Source organism: Streptomyces sp. NPDC027672, from assembly GCF_055566335.1.
On the sequence record NZ_JBVHSO010000002.1, the window covers coordinates 465,159 to 480,720 of the forward strand.

Here is a 15,562-nt window from a genome sequence, read left to right on the forward strand (position 1 = left end):
GAGGATTCGGCATGAGGTCCCTGGAACGGCATCGCGACGCCGGCGCGTACGCGCTCGGCGTGCTGGACGAGGCGGACGCCTTCCGCTTCGAGGACCACCTCGTGGAGTGTCCCCGGTGCACGGCGCACCTGACCGGGTTCGGTCCCGCGGCCCGGCAGCTCATGCTGTACCGGAGGGCCACGCCCCGCTTCGTGCACCCCGTGGCGCAGCCCGGCCCCCGGCTGCTGGACCGGCTGCTCGGCGAGCTGGCGCACCGGCACCGGGCGCGGCGGCGCCGGCTGCTGTACGGCCTGGCCGCGACCGTGGTGCTGGCCGTGGCCGGTCCGGGTCTGGTGGCCTTCGCCGGTCACCCGGACCCGCCGGCGGCCCGGGCCGGCGCGGCGACCGATCCGCGCACCGGGGTGTGGGCGCGGGTCACCTCCGCGGACCGGGCGTGGGGCAGCGAACTGCGGATCGAGGTCGCGGACGGCACCGGGGCGCACACCTGCCGGCTGGTGGCCGTCGGCCGGGACGGCACCCGGCGGACCGTCGCCGCCTGGACCAGCCGGGGCGACGGCGCCCGGCCCACCACCGCGCTGGGGGCGACGGCGCTGCACCCGGACCAGATCGCGCGCTACGAGGTCCGGACGGCGGACGGGAGACGGCTGGTCACGGTCCCGGTGCCGTAGCGCGCCGCCCTCGCCGGCGGGCTGCGGCCGCCCTCACTTCAGCAGCCGGGACAGCCGGCGGTCGGCCAGCGGCCGGCCGCCCGTCTGGCAGGTCGGGCAGTACTGGAGCGAGGAGTCGCTGAAGGAGACCTCGCGGATGGTGTCGCCGCACACGGGGCACGGCAGGCCGGTGCGGCCGTGGACGCGCAGCCCGCTCTTCTTCTCCGCCTTCAGCCGGCCCGCCGCCACGCCCCGGGCCCGCTCCACGGCCTCGGTGAGCGTGGCGCGCAGCGCCTCGTACAGCCGGTGGGTCTCCTCCGGCGTGAGGGACGCCGCCAGCTTGAACGGGGACATCTTCGCGGCGTGCAGGATCTCGTCGCTGTAGGCGTTGCCGACGCCCGCGATCAGCGACTGGTCGCGCAGCGCGCCCTTGAGCCGGCGCCGTTCGTCCCGGAGCAGGGCCGCGAAGCGGTCCTCGGTGAAGCCGGCGGCGAGCGGGTCCGGGCCGAGGCGGGCGATGCCGGGCACGTCCCGGGCGTCGCGGACGACGTACACGGCGAGGCGTTTCTGGGTGCCGGCCTCGGTCAGGTCGAAGCCCGCGCCGGTGTCCAGCGCCACGCGCAGCGCCAGCGGGCCCTTGCCGGGCTTGGGCGGGCCGTCCGGCAGCGGGTCCCGCCAGTGCAGCCAGCCCGCGCGCGCCAGGTGGGTGATCAGGTGCGGCCCGCCGTCCGTCACGACGTCCAGGAACTTGCCGTGCCGGCGCACGGCCGTCACCTCGGCGCCCTCGATCGCGGTGAGCGGAGGGTGGTAGGTCTTCAGGACGCTGACGGCGACCGGCAGCACCCGCATCAGCCGCCGTCCGACCAGGTGCTCGGTGAGGAAGTCCGTCAGCGCTTCTACCTCGGGCAGTTCCGGCATACGTCCAGAGTGCCATCCGGCACCGACAGCGCCACGCCGTTCGCCGGAACCTCCTGCCGGGCCGGTGTCAGCCGCCCGGTTCCGGGCCGGTCCGGGGCGGGCGGCCCGGCGGCAGCCGGAACTCGCACCACACCGCCTTGCCGCCGCCGCGCGCCTCCACGCCCCAGCCGTCGGCGAGCCGGTCCACGAGGAGCAGACCGCGGCCCGAGGCACCGCTCTCCCCCGCGTCGCGCCGCCGCGGCAGCGCGCTGGAGCAGTCCTCGACCTCGACGCGCAGCCTGCGCTCGGCGCCCTCCAGGGCCCGCAGCGTGACGATCGCGGAACCCTCGGTGTACAGCAGGGAGTTGGTGGTCAGCTCGTCCGCCACCAGCTCGATCTCGTCGGCCCGCTCCCCGGCGCCCCAGGCGCGGACCGCGGCCCGGATCATGTGCCGGGCCCGGGCCAGGGACTCCGGGTCGCCGGGCCGTACCCGCCGGCGCAGCCGGCCGCCGGGCCGGCCGGCCTCCCGGGCGCGGCGGCGCAGCAGGAGCAGCGCCACGTCGTCGTCGCCGCCGCGTTCCTCGGCCGCCCGGATCAGCCGGTCGGCGAGGCCGCGCACGTCGTCGGGGCCCTCGCCGACGAGCGCCGTGAGCGCGCGCAGCCCGTCGTCCAGATCGGTGCCGGGCTGCTCGACCAGCCCGTCGGTGCACAGCAGCAGGGTCTGCCCGGGATCGAGTTCGAGGGTGGTGACGGGATACTCCAGCCGGCCGAACTCGGCGGACAGGCCGAGCGGCAGCCCGCCCTCGACGGGGACCCGGGCGCAGCCGCCGTCGCCGCAGCGGAGCAGCGGGTCGATGTGCCCGGCGCGGACCACCTGGACGACGCCGGTGGACAGGTCGGCCTCGGCGTACAGGCAGGTCGCGAACCGGTCGGTGTCCAGTTCGTGCAGGAAGACGGAGGCGCGGGCCATCACGGTGGCCGGGGGGTGGCCCTCGGCGGCGTAGGCGCGCAGCACGATCCGGAGCTGGCCCATGACGGCCGCCGCGTGCGTGTCGTGGCCCTGGACGTCCCCGATGACCGCGCCGGTCCGGCCTCCGGGCAGCGGGATCAGGTCGTACCAGTCGCCGCCGATGTCCCGGCCCAGTGCGGCCGAGCGGTAGCGCACCGCGACGTCGGCGCCCCGGACGCCGGGGATGGTGCGCGGCAGCATGGCCTGCTGGAGGTTCTGGGCGAGGTCCTTCTCCTGCTCGTAGAGCATGGCCCGCATCAGGCTCTGCGCGATGCTGCCGCCGAGCGCGACCAGGACGGCGCGTTCCTCGGCGGAGAAGCCGCGCCGGTCGTCGTAGAGCAGGCCCATCGCGCCGATCGGGCGGGCCTCGGCGATCAGCGGCAGGTAGGCCGCCGAGGTGATGCGCAGGCCGGCGAGGTGGGGCCAGAGGATCGGATAGCCGGCGGCGAACTCCTCCGGGGACTCGATGAACCGGGGCGCGAGGGTGCGGACGACCTCGCTCATCGGGTACGGCTCGTCGGTCCGGGTGACGCGGGTGCCGGGCACGAAGCTGCCCGCGGGGCCCTCGGCGACCAGCCGGATGCGGCCCGCCTCCACCAGACCCATCACCAGGCTGGCCGCGCCCAGGTGACGGATGCCGTGGGTGTCCTTGAGCACGTCGATGACGTCCTGGACGGTGCGGGCGTGCGCGAGGGCGGCGGAGATGGCCTGGACGACGCCGGTCTGCTGCCGGAACGCCTCGTCCTTGGCCGCGCGCAGGCTGCGTGCCGCGCTGTCGGCGAGTTCCTCGGTGGCGTCGCGGACGATGCCGACGACCCGGCGCGGCCGGCCGGCGTCGTCGCGCCGTATGCAGCCCTGGGTGTGCGTCCAGCGCGGGGTGCCGTCGCGGCAGCGGATGCGGAAGTACGCGCCGTAGTTCTCGCTGCCGTCCTCGACCGCGCGGGCGACCGCCGTGTCGAGCCGGGCGGCCTCCGGCGGCGGCACCCGGACGGCCAGGGACTCGGCGCGGCCGTCGAACTCCCCGGGCAGCAGGTCGAACACCTGGAGGGCCTGGGCGTCCAGGTGGAGCAGACCGGAGTCCAGGTCCCAGTCGAAGCTGCCCATGCGGTTGAGCGCGAGGACCGGGTCCGGGTGCGCGGGCCAGTCCTCCGGGAGGGACAGGGCGCTCGCTCCCCGATCGGCCATGGGCCCACCTTGCCAGCATCCGGACGATTCCTCGACTCGCCGGCCGGCCCCGGCGCGCATCCGTCCGACGGCCCACACCCCGCGGGGCCCACCGCTCAACTGCCCGGGACTGCGGTGCCCGCGCCTGGGCGGCCGGTGCCGCCGTTCAGGGGCCCGGTGTCAGCAAGGGGTCCGACGCCCCCGCCCGGAGCTGCGGTGTCCCCGCCCGGGGCTCTGGTGCCGCCCAGAAGTCCAGCGCCCCCGCCTGGGCGGCCGGTGCCGCCATCCCGGAGTCCGGTGCCGCCACGGGGTCCGGCGCCTCCGCCCGGGGCTGCGGTGCCCCCGTCCAGTGGCCCGGTGTCGTCCCCGGGTCCGGTGCCTTCGTTCCGGAGGCCGAGGTCGCGGCCGGGTGCCTGGGCGGTGCCGGGCGGGGACGGTGCCGTGGGGGCGGGCGGGGGCGGGTCGGCGGTGGCGTGGCTTCCGGTGGTGGTGGGGTGTCCGGTGGCCGTGGTGTCCGCGCTCGCCCGGGCGGTCTCGGACGGGCTGGCGCTGGCCGGCGGCGCTGGTACGACGCGGTCCCGGCGGACGTCGGGGCCGACCCGGCGCTCGGTCCAGGTGCGGGTCACGGCGTCGACGAGCGTGAGGCTGGCGACGGCCCGGGGCGCCGGGCTCACCACGACCACCTTGTTGGGCCGGTACCCGGCCCACGCGGTGCCGTGGGCGGCGGCGCCGCCGTGGGTCGGCTCGGGCGGGCCGAGCGGGTTGCCGCAGGCGCAGCGCACCCGGGGCACGCCCCGGTCGTCGACGAGGACGGCGGTGCCGGCCTGGAGGACGGCCTGGTAGTCGTCGGCCCGGTGGTCCCGGTAGGAGTGGTTGGTGACGCGGGTGTCGGCGGCGAGGACGACGGGCGTCAGGCCGCGCAGATAGGCGGGGAGCGCCTCCCTGCCGACGCCGGCCACCCGGGCGAAGGCGCCGGCCCGGGACGCGTCCGCCGTCAGGTGGCGCACCTGCCGCTCGGTGTCGCAGCCGGCGACGTGCGGGGCGCCGGCGTACAGGCCGGGGGTCGCCCCGGACAGGGTGCGGGCCGCGCGCAGGGGCGCCGCCAGCTCGCCGGCGGTGGCTCCGGCGCGGACCCGGGGCACGACCGTGCCGGCGGCGGTGGCCGCGGAGGCGGTGAAGGGGGCGGGCCCCCGGTCCGTGGCGGCCTGGAGGAAGACCACCTCGCCCACCCGGGCCTGCTTGACGCCGGTCCCCGCGCAGCCCGCGGCGCACAGCGCGGCCGAGACCGCGCAGACCGTGACCATCGTTCGGGTGGGTATCCGCACCGCACACTCCCCATCACTATGGGTGATTACGCCCTATTGTTGGCATCGCACAGGTTTGGCTGGCAACTCGGGGAACGCCGTGCCGGGAGCGGTGACGGCGAAGCCGCAGGGAAGGGCGCGCACAGCCATGGACTGGTTCACCGCACCCGGCTACGAGCTGAGCCGGCTGGTCTTCCAGCGGGCGCTGGCCGCCGTGTACCTGGTCGCGTTCCTGACGGCGGCCCTCCAGTTCCGGGCCCTGCTCGGCGAGCGCGGGATGCTGCCGGTCCCCCGCTTCACGGCCCGGGTGCGGTTCCGGCGCGCTCCGAGCCTGTTCCAGCTTCACTACTCCGACCGCTTCTTCGCGGGCTGTGCCTGGACGGGCTGCGCGCTGTCGGCGGCGCTGCTGGCCGGGGTCGACTCGGCGCTGCCGCTGTGGGCCGGGATCGTGCTGTGGCTGGTGCCGTGGGCGCTGTACCTGTCGATCGTGAACGTGGGCCAGACGTGGTACTCGTTCGGCTGGGAGTCGCTGCTGCTGGAGACGGGGTTCCTGGCCGCGTTCCTCGGCAACGACGAGGTGGCGCCGCCGGTGGTGGTGCTGTTCCTGCTGCGCTGGATCCTGTTCCGGGTGGAGTTCGGCGCCGGGCTGATCAAGCTGCGCGGCGACGCCTGCTGGCGGACGCTGACCTGTCTGGACTACCACCACGAGACCCAGCCGATGCCGGGCCCGCTGAGCTGGTTCTTCCACCATCTGCCGAAGCCGCTGCACCGGGCGGAGGTGGCCGCCAACCACCTCACCCAGCTCGTGGTGCCCTTCCTGCTGTTCGCCCCGCAGCCGGTCGCCTCGGCCGCCGCCGCCCTGATGATCGTCACCCAGCTCTGGCTGGTGCTCTCCGGCAACTTCGCCTGGCTGAACTGGATCACCATCGTGCTGGCGGTGTCCGCGCTGCGGCTGCCGGCGACGGTGCCACCCGGGCCGCGGGCGCCGCTGTGGTACGAGGTGCTGGTGCTCGCGGTCGCCGCGCTGCTGGTCTTCCTGAGCTACCGCCCGGTGCTGAACATGGTCTCCCGCCGCCAGGTGATGAACCGCTCCTTCGACCCGCTGCACCTGGTGAACACCTACGGCGCGTTCGGCAGCGTCAGCCGGGTGCGCTACGAGGTGGTCGTCGAGGGCACCTTGGACGGCACCCCGCGCGAGGACTCCGACTGGCGGGAGTACGCGTTCAAGGGCAAGCCCGGCGATCCCCGGCGCTGGCCGCGCCAGTTCGCCCCCTACCACCTGCGGCTGGACTGGCTGATGTGGTTCGCGGCGCTGTCGCCCGCCTACGCCGGCGAGTGGTTCGGCGCCCTGGTGGAACGCCTGCTGGAGAACGACCGGGACACGCTGCGGCTGCTGCGCCGCTCGCCGTTCCCGCCGGACACCCCGCCGCGCTACGTCCGGGCCCGGCTGTTCCGCTACCGGTACACGAGCCGGCGGGAGCTGCGGGAGACGGGGGCGTGCTGGGACCGGACGTTCGTGCGGGAGTATCTGCCGCCGACGCGGCTGGCGGGTGCGGCTCAGAGGCCGTAGACGCGGGTCGCGGTGGACTCGAACAGCGCGGTGCGTTCCGCGTGGCCGAGTCCGGCGCACAGCTCCTGGGCGAGGTGCCGTACCTCCGCGTAGGAGGCGGCCGGTGTGCACACCGGCCAGTCGGAGCCGAACATCAGCCGGCCGGGGCCGAAGGCGTCCAGGGCGGTGTCGGCGTACGGGCGCAGGTCGTCGGTCGTCCAGGTGGCGCGGGCGGCCTCGGTGACCAGGCCGGACAGCTTGGCGACCGTGTTGGGCAGGGCGGCCAGCGAGCGCAGGCGGGCCGCCCAGGGCTCGCGCGCGCCCGAGGCGACCGGCGGTTTGCCCAGGTGGTCCAGGACGAAGGTGAGCCGGGGCAGCAGGGCGGCGGCCCGCGCGCACGCCGGGAGCTGGTGGGGCAGGACGACGAGGTCGTAGACCAGGCCGGCGTCGGCCACGGCGGCGAGTCCGCGCAGCACGTCGGGGCGCAGCAGCCACTCGGGGTCGGGTTCGGCCTGGACCTGGTGCCGGACGCCCTTGAGGAGATGTCCGCCGGGAAGGGCGCGCAGCCGGGCCAGGGCGTCGGCGACGCCGGGGTGGGTGAGGTCCGTCCAGCCGACGACCGCGGCGACCAGGCCGTGTCCGGCGGCCAGGGCGAGCAGTTCGGGTGTCTCCTCAGGGACGGCGACCGTCTGGACGAGGACGGTGCGCTCCACTCCGGCTGCGCGGGCCTGGGGTTCCAGCTCGGCGAGGGTGAAGTCCCTCCGCAGGGGCGCGAGGTGCGGGCCGCGGATCCAGTCCTGGTCGCGGACGGCCAGGTCCCAGACGTGGTGGTGGGCGTCCACGGTCACGGCAACTCCCGTCCGGGCGGCGGCAGCAGGCCGGTGGCGCGCAGTTCCTGCCAGTAGGCGGCCGGGACGGGGGACGCGAACTGCTCGGCGCAGTCGTGGACTTCGGCCGCCGAGCGGACGCCGGCCAGGACGCTCGCCACGGCCGGGTGCGCGGCGCAGAAGGCGAGGGCGGCGGCGCGCAGCGTGGTGCCGTGCCGCTCGGCCGCCGCCGCCAGCAGCAGCGCGCGCTCCAGCAGCTCCGCCGGCGCGGGCCGGTAGTCGTACGTCGCCTCGGGCCGCGGAGCGGCGAGCAGCCCGGAGTTGAAGGGGCCGCCGACCACCACCGACACGCCCCGCCGCAGCGCCTCGGGCAGCAGCTCCCCGGCCGCGTCCTGGTCGAGCAGGGTGTACCGGCCGGCGCAGAGCACCACGTCGACATCGGTGTCGCGGAGGAACCGGGCCAGCATCCCGGTCTGGTTCATGCCGGCGCCGATCGCGCCGACCACGCCCTCCGCGCGCAGCCGCTCCAGGGCCGGATAGCCCTCGCGGAAGGCCTGTTCGGCGTGGTCGTCGGGGTCGTGGAGGAAGACGGCGTCGACCCGGTCCAGGCCGAGGCGGCCGAGGCTGGCCTCCAGGGTGCGGCGGACGCCGTCGGCGCTGAAGTCCCAGACGCGGTGGTGGGTGGCGGGGACGGCGAAGCCGTGGGCGAGGTCGTCGCCGGTGCCGTCGGCCGGGTCCAGGCGGCGGCCCACCTTGGTGGAGACCGTGTACGCGGCGCGGGGGTACTCCCGCAGGGCCGCGCCGAGGCGGCGTTCGGACAGGCCGAGGCCGTAGTGGGGCGCGGTGTCGAAGTAGCGGATGCCGCGCTCCCAGGCGGCCCGGACCGCCGCGTGCGCCTGTTCCTCGCTCACCGGCGTGTACAGGTTGCCGAGGGCGGCGGCGCCGAAGCCCAGCGGGCTGACCCGGACGCCGGTGCGGCCCAGCGACTTCACCGCCCGGCTCCGGGCCGGAGCCTGAGGCCCTGCATGCCGCCGTCGACGGCGAGCGCGGTGCCGGTGGTGGCGCCGGCGTGCGGGCCGGCCAGGTAGACGATGGCGTGGGCGACTTCGGCGGCGGTGACGAGCCGTCCGGTGGGCTGGCGGGCTTCCAGGGCGGCGCGTTCGGCGGCGGGGTCGGCGGTCGCGTCCAGCAGCCGGCCGATCCACGGGGTGTCCGCCGTACCGGGGTTGACGCAGTTGACGCGGATGCCCTCGCGGACGTGGTCGGCGGCCATGGCGAGGGTCAGGGCGTGCACGGCGCCCTTCGTCGCGCTGTACAGGGCGCGCCGGGGCAGGCCCGCGGTGGCCGCGACGGAGCAGGTGTTGACGATGGCCGCGTGGGCGGAGCGGCGCAGCGGGGGCAGGCAGGCGCGGGCGGTGCGGACCATGCCGAGGACGTTGACGTCCAGGACGTGCCGCCACTCGGCGTCGTCGTTGTCCTCGACGGTGCCCTGGGCGCCGATGCCCGCGTTGTTCACCAGGATGTCCAGCCCGCCCAGGGCGTCGGCGGCCCGCTGTACGGCCGACCGCACGGAGGCGTCGTCGGTGACGTCGGCGCGCAGGGCGAGCAGCGGCTCCGGCACCGGGGACGGGTCCAGGTCGAGGACGGCGACCCGGGCGCCGCGCTCGGCGAGGAGGGCGGCGGTGGCCCGGCCGATGCCGGACGCACCGCCGGTGACCAGGGCCCTGAGGCCCGTGAACTCGCTCATGTGGCCTGTCCTTTCCGGGAGCCGGCGGCGCTCCAGCAGGCGCCGCCGGGGAAGGTGTGGTGCGCGACGGACTCCGGGCGCAGGGCGGCGGAGAAGCCGGGCGCGGTGGGTGCCGCGTAGTGGCCCGCGCGGATCACGACCGGGTCGAGGAAGTGCTCGTGGAGGTGGTCGACGTACTCGATGACCCGGTCCTCGGTGCTGCCGGAGACGGCCACGTAGTCGAACATCGCCAGGTGCTGGACGAGTTCGCACAGGCCGACGCCGCCGGCGTGCGGGCAGACGGGGACGCCGAACTTGGCGGCGAGCAGCAGGACGGCCAGGTTCTCGTTGACGCCGGCGACGCGGGCCGCGTCGAGCTGGAGGATGTCGAGGGCGCCGGCCTGGAGCAGTTGCTTGAAGACGACCCTGTTCTGCGTGTGCTCCCCGGTCGCGACCTTCACGGGTGCGACCGCCCGGCGGATCGCGGCGTGGCCGAGGATGTCGTCGGGGCTGGTCGGCTCCTCGATCCAGTACGGGTCGCACTCGGCGAGCGCCGTGGTCCAGCGAATGGCCTCGGCCACGTCCCAGCGCTGGTTGGCGTCGAGCGCCAGGCGCACGTCCGGTCCGACGGCCGCGCGGGCCACCCGGCAGCGGCGGAGGTCGTCCGCGAGGTCCGCGCCGACCTTGAGCTTGATCTGCCGGAAGCCGTCGGCGACGGCCCGTTCGGCGAGCCGGGCCAGTTTGCCGTCGTCGTAGCCGAGCCAGCCGGCGGAGGTGGTGTAGGCGGGGTAGCCGCGCTCCAGCAGCCGGGCCGTGCGCGCGGCGGCGCCGTCCCTGCCCCGGCGCAGCAGGGTCAGCGCCTCGTCCGGGGTCAGCGCGTCCGACAGGTAGCGGAAGTCGGTCTGGGCGACCAGCCACTCCGGTTCGGACTCGGCGAGCAGCCGCCACAGGGGCTTGCCGGCGCGCCGGGCGGCGAGGTCCCAGACCGCGTTGACGACCGCGCCGATCGCCATGTGCATCACGCCCTTCTCGGGCCCGAGCCAGCGCAGTTGGCTGTCGCCGACGAGGTCCCGGTACAGCGCCCCCGGGTCGGCGCACAGCTCGGCGACGGAGCGTCCGACCACATGGTGGCGCAGTGCGTGCACGGCGGCGACCTGGACCTCGTTGCCGCGCCCGATGGTGAAGGTGAAGCCGTGCCCCTCGGGTCCGTCCCCGGCGTCGGTGCGCAGCACGACGTAGGCGGCCGAGTAGTCGGGGTCCGGGTTCATCGCGTCGGAGCCGTCCAGGTCCCGCGAGGTCGGGAAGCGGACGTCGTAGGTGTCGACCGCGGTGATGCGCACGGGCGTCGGGGACACGGGGGGCCTTTCGTCCGGGCGGTCAGGAGGCCCGGTCCGCGCGGAACGCGGCACGGGACGCCGCATACTTATCAGACCACTGAGCCGCTACGACACCCTCGTGCGGCGATTTTCCCGGCCGTCCCGTCCATAGTGGTCGGACCACTCGGCTGACTAGACTGCGACGCACCCGGTGACTGGAGGAATGGCGTGGACGACGCGGTCCCGCGCAGGGGCACGGTGACCCAGCGAGCCGTCGAGGAGATCAAGGCGATGATCTCCGGTGGCCGGCTGGAGCCGGGCGGGCGGCTGCCCACCGAAAGGGAGCTGGCCGTACGGCTGGGCATCTCCCGCGGCTCGACGCGGGAGGCGATCCGCACGCTGACGGCGATGGGCGTCCTGGAGGCGCGGCACGGCTCGGGGATCTACGTCACCGCGCTCCGGGCCGGCGACCTGCTGGAGACCTTCGGGGTGGTCGCGGACCTGTCCCGGGGGCCCCGGCTGGCCGAACTGTTGGAGGTGCGGCGGATCCTGGAGTCCACGGCGGCCGCGCTGGCCGCCGCGCGCATCACCGAGGACCAGCTCGCCGTCGCGGCGGAGCACCTGGCGGCGATGGACGCCACGGACGACCCCGAGGAGGCGCTCACCCACGATCTCGCCTTCCACCGCGCCATCGCGTCCGCCGCCGGCAACGAGACCCTGGCCGCGCTGCTGGACGGCCTGTCCACGCGCACGTTCCGCGCCCGCGTCCGGCGCGGCTACGAGGAGGACGGCGCCCTCGCCCGCTCCCGCCGTGAACACACCGCCATCCACCGCGCCCTGGCCGCCCGCGACCCGGAGGCGGCCCGCGCGGCGGCCGCGGCCCATGTGAGCGGCGTGGAGGAGTGGTTGCGGATCCAGGGCGGCTAGGGACCGCCAGGCCGCAGTGGTCTGCCCTCCGCCCCCGACGCTCCGCGAAGTGTGAAGCAGATGTGCTCGAACGCGTCGGGAAGGGTGGGGATAATCTTGGTCCGTGGTCTGTGATGCCGTGGACAAGCTGCTCATCGAGGTGTGCGGGACGTTGACCGGTGCCGGTTTCGACGTGGCATCGGCCGGGGAGGAGGACAGTTCGGGACTGCGGGTGCGGCGGGAGACGGACTCGGTGACGGTGGGATGGGTGCCCGACAGCGCCCTGGACCCCGCGAGCCGGGAGGACGCCGGGTTCGAGGGCATTCGCGCCGCTTTACGGTCGGCGCTGCTGGCGGTCCTCGCGCAAGCCGGTCATGCCGTCCAGGTGGACCACGACAGCGGTGAGGTCCGGGTCAGCCCGGTCCCGTGACCCCGGACGCACCGGGCACTCAGGCCGGCCCGGCCCGGCTTCCTCCCGGCGCGCTCCTCGTTGCCCGTGCCCGGCGGTCCCGGTCCGGCCGTCGCCGCCGCGCGTTCGGCGTTCATCTCCCGGACGCGCGGGCGGGTACTCGACGTACCGGCCGCGGCCGGGCACAGTTCTCCTCACGCGCTCGTCGGTACCGGCCGGCAGCCGGTGGGCGGGCGCGGCGCCGACGACCAGCCGAGGAGTTCCGTTGAGCAGTTGGGCCGGCCGCAGTGCCGCCGAGATCGCCGCCGCCGTCCGCGGCCGGCGGGTGACGCCCCGGGAGGTGGTGGCCGCGCACCTCGCGCGGATCGAGCGGCTCGACGGCCGCATCGGCGCGTTCCGCACGGTCCGGGCCGAGGCCGCGCTCGCCGAGGCCGACGCGGTGGCCGCCCGTGCGGATCTGGCCGGACTGCCGCTCGCGGGCGTGCCGGTGGCGGTCAAGGACAATCTGCCGGTACGCGGCGAGTCGTGCCGCAACGGCTCGGCCGCCACCCCGGACGCGCCGGCCGCCGAGGACCATGTGACGGTGGCCCGGCTGCGCGCGGCCGGCGCGGTGGTCGTCGGTCTGACGAACGTGCCCGAACTGTGCGTCTTCGCCACCACGGAGGGCCCGTACGGCATCGCCCGCAATCCGTGGGACCCGTCCCGCACGGCGGGCGGTTCCTCCGGTGGCGGCGCGGCGGCGGTGGCCGCGGGGCTGGTGCCGCTGGCGCTCGGCAACGACGGCATGGGCTCGCTGCGCATCCCGGCGGCCAACTGCGGGCTGGTCACGCTGAAGCCGGGGCACGGGGTGGTGCCGGCCGGGATCGGCGGCGGCGACTGGTTCGGCATGTCGGAGAACGGTCCGCTGGCCACGACGGTGGAGGACCTGCGGCTGATGCTGGGCGTGCTCGCCGGCGCGGAGTTCGCGGAGCGTACCGAGCGCGGTCCGTGGCGGATCGCCGTCGGGCTGCGCAGCCCGCTGGCCGGCGTGGGCGTGAGCCGGCCGTATACGACCGCGGTCCGGCAGGCGGCCGGGACGCTGGCCCGGTCCGGGCACCGGGTGCGGCGGGCCGAGCCGCCGTATCCGCTCTCGCTCGGGGTGACCGCGCTGCGGCACTGGACGGCCGGGACGGCGGTGGACGCGGCGGCCTACGACCGGACCCGGCTGTCCCGCCGGACCCGGGTGCACGCGGCGGTGGGCCGCCGCTTCGAGCCGGCCGTGCGCACCGGCGCCGCCCGCGACCGGCTGCGCGCCCGGCTGACGCCGTTCCTGACCGAGTACGACGTGCTGCTCACCCCGGCCCTGGCCCGGCGCTCCCCGCAGGCCGGGCCGTGGCACGAGCGCGGCTGGCTGCGCAACGTTCTCGCCAACTCGGCCTACGCGCCGTTCACTCCGCCGTGGAACCTGACGGGCTGGCCGGCGATGTCCGTGCCGGTGGGCACCCTGCCCTCCGGGGCGCCCTGCGCCGTACAGCTCGTGGGCCGGCCCGGCACGGAGTCCGTTCTGCTGGGCGTGGCCGCGCAGTTGGAGGAGCTGAGCCCCTGGCGGCGGACGGCGCCCGTGGCGGAGCGGTAGCGGGAGCCGGTGCCGCAGGGGCGGGCGGTGACCGTGTCGGGCGGGTCAGTCCACGCTCGGCAGGATGTGGGGCTCGGCGAGGTCTTCCTCGTACCCGGCGAGGCGGATCGGGGCGGAACGCGCCCACACGTCGAGGCTGCCGAGTTCTCCGGGCCGGCGGACTCGGTCCGCGCGTTCCTCGGGGCGCTGTTCGCGATTGGTCTTCTCCGGTGTCACCGCGCACTCCTTATGTGTCGGGTCACCCTCGGGGCATACCGGACAGTCCGCGCATCGGCGCCGGACGCCCGCTCGGGTCAGGATGGAAAGCCGGTACGGACGCGGGTGGCGCCGGTGACTCTGCCGGAGCAGACCGTGGTGCGCCGGCGAGCCCCAGGACGGACGGTGGGTGTGGGTGGAACCCCGTACTGGTGTCCGTCCCCTCCAGACTAACCAAATGAGCGGCCGTCCGCTCGATAGGGATGGCAAACAAGCAGTAACCACTGCGCTTCAGGCAGCCCCTCAACACCCCGCAATGTGGGGCTTTTTGCAACAAGCCGGTCACGTGCCCGTTACCGGGAACCACCCGTTCGGCCTACAGGAGCGAACACTTCTTCGAGCTTGGTGCGCGGCGGTCGGCCAAGACCGCCCCGCCGCCTACCACTTGCCGGGCGCGTAGTCCTTCAGGAAGACGCCGTACAGGTCCTCGCCCGCCTCGCCGCGCACGACCGGGTCGTAGACGCGGGCGGCGCCGTCGACGAGGTCCAGCGGGGCGTGGAAACCGGCCTCGGCGAGGCGGAGCTTGTCGTAGTGAGGGCGCTCGTCGGTGATCCAGCCGGTGTCGACCGAGGTCATCAGGATGCCGTCGGCCTCGAACATCTCCTGGGCGCTGGTCCGCGTCACCATGTTCATCGCGGCCTTGGCGGCGTTGGTGTTCGGGTGGCCGGCGCCCTTGTAGCCGCGGCTGAAGACGCCTTCCATCGCCGAGACGTTCACGACGTACGCCCGGCCGCTGCGCGCCTGCCGGGCGGCCTCGGCCATGGCCGGGCGGAGCTTGCTGATCAGGATGAACGGCGAGGTGTAGTTGCACAGCTGGGTCTCCAGCAGCTCCACCGGCGAGATCTGCTCGATGGTCTGCACCCAGGTGTTGCTGTCCACGACGTCCGGGAGCAGGCCGCCCGCGTCGATGGCGGTGCCGTCGAGGTGCCGGGCGACGCTGGCGTTGCCCGCGACCAGGGCGAGGTCGGCGACCTGCTGCGCGTCCAGGCCGCTGGTGCCGGCGGGCAGCGCGGAGCGCCCGCCCAGCTCGCCGACGGCACCGGAGTTGAACGCGCCGATGACCTGGTGGGCGGGCAGCTCCCCGGCGGGCAGCGGCGCGCTCTCGCCCTCGACCAGGGCGGCGTAGGCGGAGGGCAGGCGGCGCACGGTCTGCGTGGCGTTGTTGATCAGGATGTCCAGCGGGCCCGCGGCGGCGACCTGCTCGGCCAGCGCGACGGTCTGGCCCGGGTCGCGCAGGTCGAGGCCGACGACCTCCAGCCGGTGCAGCCAGTCCGCCGAGTCGTCCATCGCCTTGAAGCGGCGGATGGCGTCCTTCGGGAACCGGGTCGTGATCGTGGTGTGCGCGCCGTCACGCAGCAGCCGCAGCGCGATGTACATGCCAATCTTGGCCCGGCCGCCGGTGAGCAGGGCGCGCTTGCCGGTGAGGTCCGCGCGGGCCTCCCGCTTGGCGCGGTTCTCGGCGGCGCACTTCTGGCACAGCTGGTGGTAGAAGTAGTCGACCTCGATGTAGCGCTGCTTGCAGACGTAGCAGGAGCGCGGGCGCTGGAGTATGCCCGCGATCCGGCCGGAGTCGACCTTGGAGGAGGGCAGGATGCCCTCGGTCTCGTCGTCGATGCGCTCGGCGGAGCCGGTCGCGGTGGCCTCCGTCACGTTCCGGTCGTGGGCGGTCTTGGCGGCCCGGCGTTCCTGGCGGCGGCGCTGCTTGACCATGCGGTAGATGTGCGCGGTGGCCCGGCGCACCCGGACCGCGTCGGGGTGGTCGATCTCCAGCTCGTCCAGTTCCTCCAGCACGCTGAGGCAGACGGCCAGCCGCTCGGGGTCGATACCGGGCCCGTAGACCATCTCGTCCATGGACGCCGAGCCGTCCTGTGTCACCGTCATCGCGCTGCCGCTTCCCTGTCACCCGCGCAGCGCTCCGACTCGCGCCCGCTTTCGAAC

At 75.2% G+C, this 15,562-nt stretch carries 14 protein-coding genes; 5 read left to right on the forward strand and 9 right to left on the reverse strand.

Annotation, left to right across the window (positions count from 1 at the left end):
- Positions 1-11: 11 nt before the first annotated feature.
- Positions 12-668 carry a zf-HC2 domain-containing protein gene (locus ACZ4SV_RS06465; protein WP_468001895.1) on the forward strand — a complete coding sequence of 219 codons (657 nt, stop codon included), beginning with the start codon at positions 12-14 and terminating at the stop codon, positions 666-668.
- Positions 669-701: 33 nt separating this feature from the next.
- Here ACZ4SV_RS06465 and ACZ4SV_RS06470 read toward each other — a convergent pair whose 3' ends face one another.
- From ACZ4SV_RS06470 to ACZ4SV_RS06480, 3 genes are all read right to left on the reverse strand, one after another.
- Positions 702-1,565: an Fpg/Nei family DNA glycosylase gene (locus tag ACZ4SV_RS06470; RefSeq protein ID WP_468001897.1), complete on the reverse strand. Its 864-nt coding sequence runs from the start codon at positions 1,563-1,565 to the stop codon at positions 702-704.
- Positions 1,566-1,632: 67 nt separating this feature from the next.
- The gene (locus tag ACZ4SV_RS06475; RefSeq protein ID WP_468001899.1) at positions 1,633-3,738 is read right to left on the reverse strand and encodes a SpoIIE family protein phosphatase; all 2,106 of its coding nucleotides are present in this window, start codon (positions 3,736-3,738) and stop codon (positions 1,633-1,635) included.
- Positions 3,739-3,833: 95 nt separating this feature from the next.
- A complete protein-coding gene (locus ACZ4SV_RS06480) occupies positions 3,834-5,042 on the reverse strand; it encodes a DUF6777 domain-containing protein (protein WP_468001901.1) in 1,209 nt (402 codons plus the stop codon).
- Between the two features lie 127 nt (positions 5,043-5,169).
- Here ACZ4SV_RS06480 and ACZ4SV_RS06485 point away from each other — a divergent pair, with 127 nt between their 5' ends.
- A complete protein-coding gene (locus ACZ4SV_RS06485) occupies positions 5,170-6,591 on the forward strand; it encodes a lipase maturation factor family protein (RefSeq protein WP_468001903.1) in 1,422 nt (473 codons plus the stop codon).
- Here ACZ4SV_RS06485 and ACZ4SV_RS06490 read toward each other — a convergent pair.
- From ACZ4SV_RS06490 to ACZ4SV_RS06505, 4 genes are read right to left on the reverse strand one after another with little or no spacing between them, the layout of a single operon-like run.
- Positions 6,579-7,418, reverse strand: a complete 840-nt coding sequence (locus tag ACZ4SV_RS06490; protein WP_468001905.1) for an amidohydrolase family protein — start codon at positions 7,416-7,418, stop codon at positions 6,579-6,581. The two genes, ACZ4SV_RS06485 and ACZ4SV_RS06490, sit on opposite strands and share 13 nt — an antisense overlap.
- Positions 7,415-8,389 carry an aldo/keto reductase gene (locus tag ACZ4SV_RS06495; RefSeq protein WP_468001906.1) on the reverse strand — a complete coding sequence of 325 codons (975 nt, stop codon included), beginning with the start codon at positions 8,387-8,389 and terminating at the stop codon, positions 7,415-7,417. Before ACZ4SV_RS06495 ends, ACZ4SV_RS06490 begins: the two co-directional genes overlap by 4 nt.
- The gene (locus tag ACZ4SV_RS06500) at positions 8,386-9,144 is read right to left on the reverse strand and encodes an SDR family NAD(P)-dependent oxidoreductase (protein ID WP_468001907.1); all 759 of its coding nucleotides are present in this window, start codon (positions 9,142-9,144) and stop codon (positions 8,386-8,388) included. Before ACZ4SV_RS06500 ends, ACZ4SV_RS06495 begins: the two co-directional genes overlap by 4 nt.
- Entirely contained in the window at positions 9,141-10,478 is a 1,338-nt protein-coding gene (locus tag ACZ4SV_RS06505) for an L-fuconate dehydratase (RefSeq protein ID WP_468001909.1), read from the reverse strand. Before ACZ4SV_RS06505 ends, ACZ4SV_RS06500 begins: the two co-directional genes overlap by 4 nt.
- Before the next feature lie 189 nt (positions 10,479-10,667).
- On the opposite strand from ACZ4SV_RS06505, the gene ACZ4SV_RS06510 reads away from it, so the two are divergent.
- The 3 genes from ACZ4SV_RS06510 (at position 10,668) to ACZ4SV_RS06520 (ending at position 13,369) form a co-directional block, all read left to right on the forward strand.
- Entirely contained in the window at positions 10,668-11,366 is a 699-nt protein-coding gene (locus tag ACZ4SV_RS06510; protein WP_468001911.1) for a FadR/GntR family transcriptional regulator, read from the forward strand.
- Between the two features lie 103 nt (positions 11,367-11,469).
- The gene (locus ACZ4SV_RS06515; protein ID WP_397935160.1) at positions 11,470-11,775 is read left to right on the forward strand and encodes a hypothetical protein; all 306 of its coding nucleotides are present in this window, start codon (positions 11,470-11,472) and stop codon (positions 11,773-11,775) included.
- A 244-nt stretch (positions 11,776-12,019) separates the two neighbouring features.
- Positions 12,020-13,369: an amidase gene (locus ACZ4SV_RS06520; RefSeq protein WP_468001913.1), complete on the forward strand. Its 1,350-nt coding sequence runs from the start codon at positions 12,020-12,022 to the stop codon at positions 13,367-13,369.
- A 45-nt stretch (positions 13,370-13,414) separates the two neighbouring features.
- Here ACZ4SV_RS06520 and ACZ4SV_RS06525 read toward each other — a convergent pair whose 3' ends face one another.
- Both ACZ4SV_RS06525 and ACZ4SV_RS06530 read right to left on the reverse strand, forming a co-directional pair.
- Positions 13,415-13,585 (reverse strand): hypothetical protein, encoded by a 171-nt coding sequence (locus ACZ4SV_RS06525; RefSeq protein ID WP_365875836.1) that lies wholly within the window; start codon positions 13,583-13,585, stop codon positions 13,415-13,417.
- A 417-nt stretch (positions 13,586-14,002) separates the two neighbouring features.
- Positions 14,003-15,505, reverse strand: coding sequence for an SDR family NAD(P)-dependent oxidoreductase (locus tag ACZ4SV_RS06530; protein WP_468001915.1), 1,503 nt, complete (start codon positions 15,503-15,505; stop codon positions 14,003-14,005).
- Between the last annotated feature and the right edge of the window lie 57 nt (positions 15,506-15,562).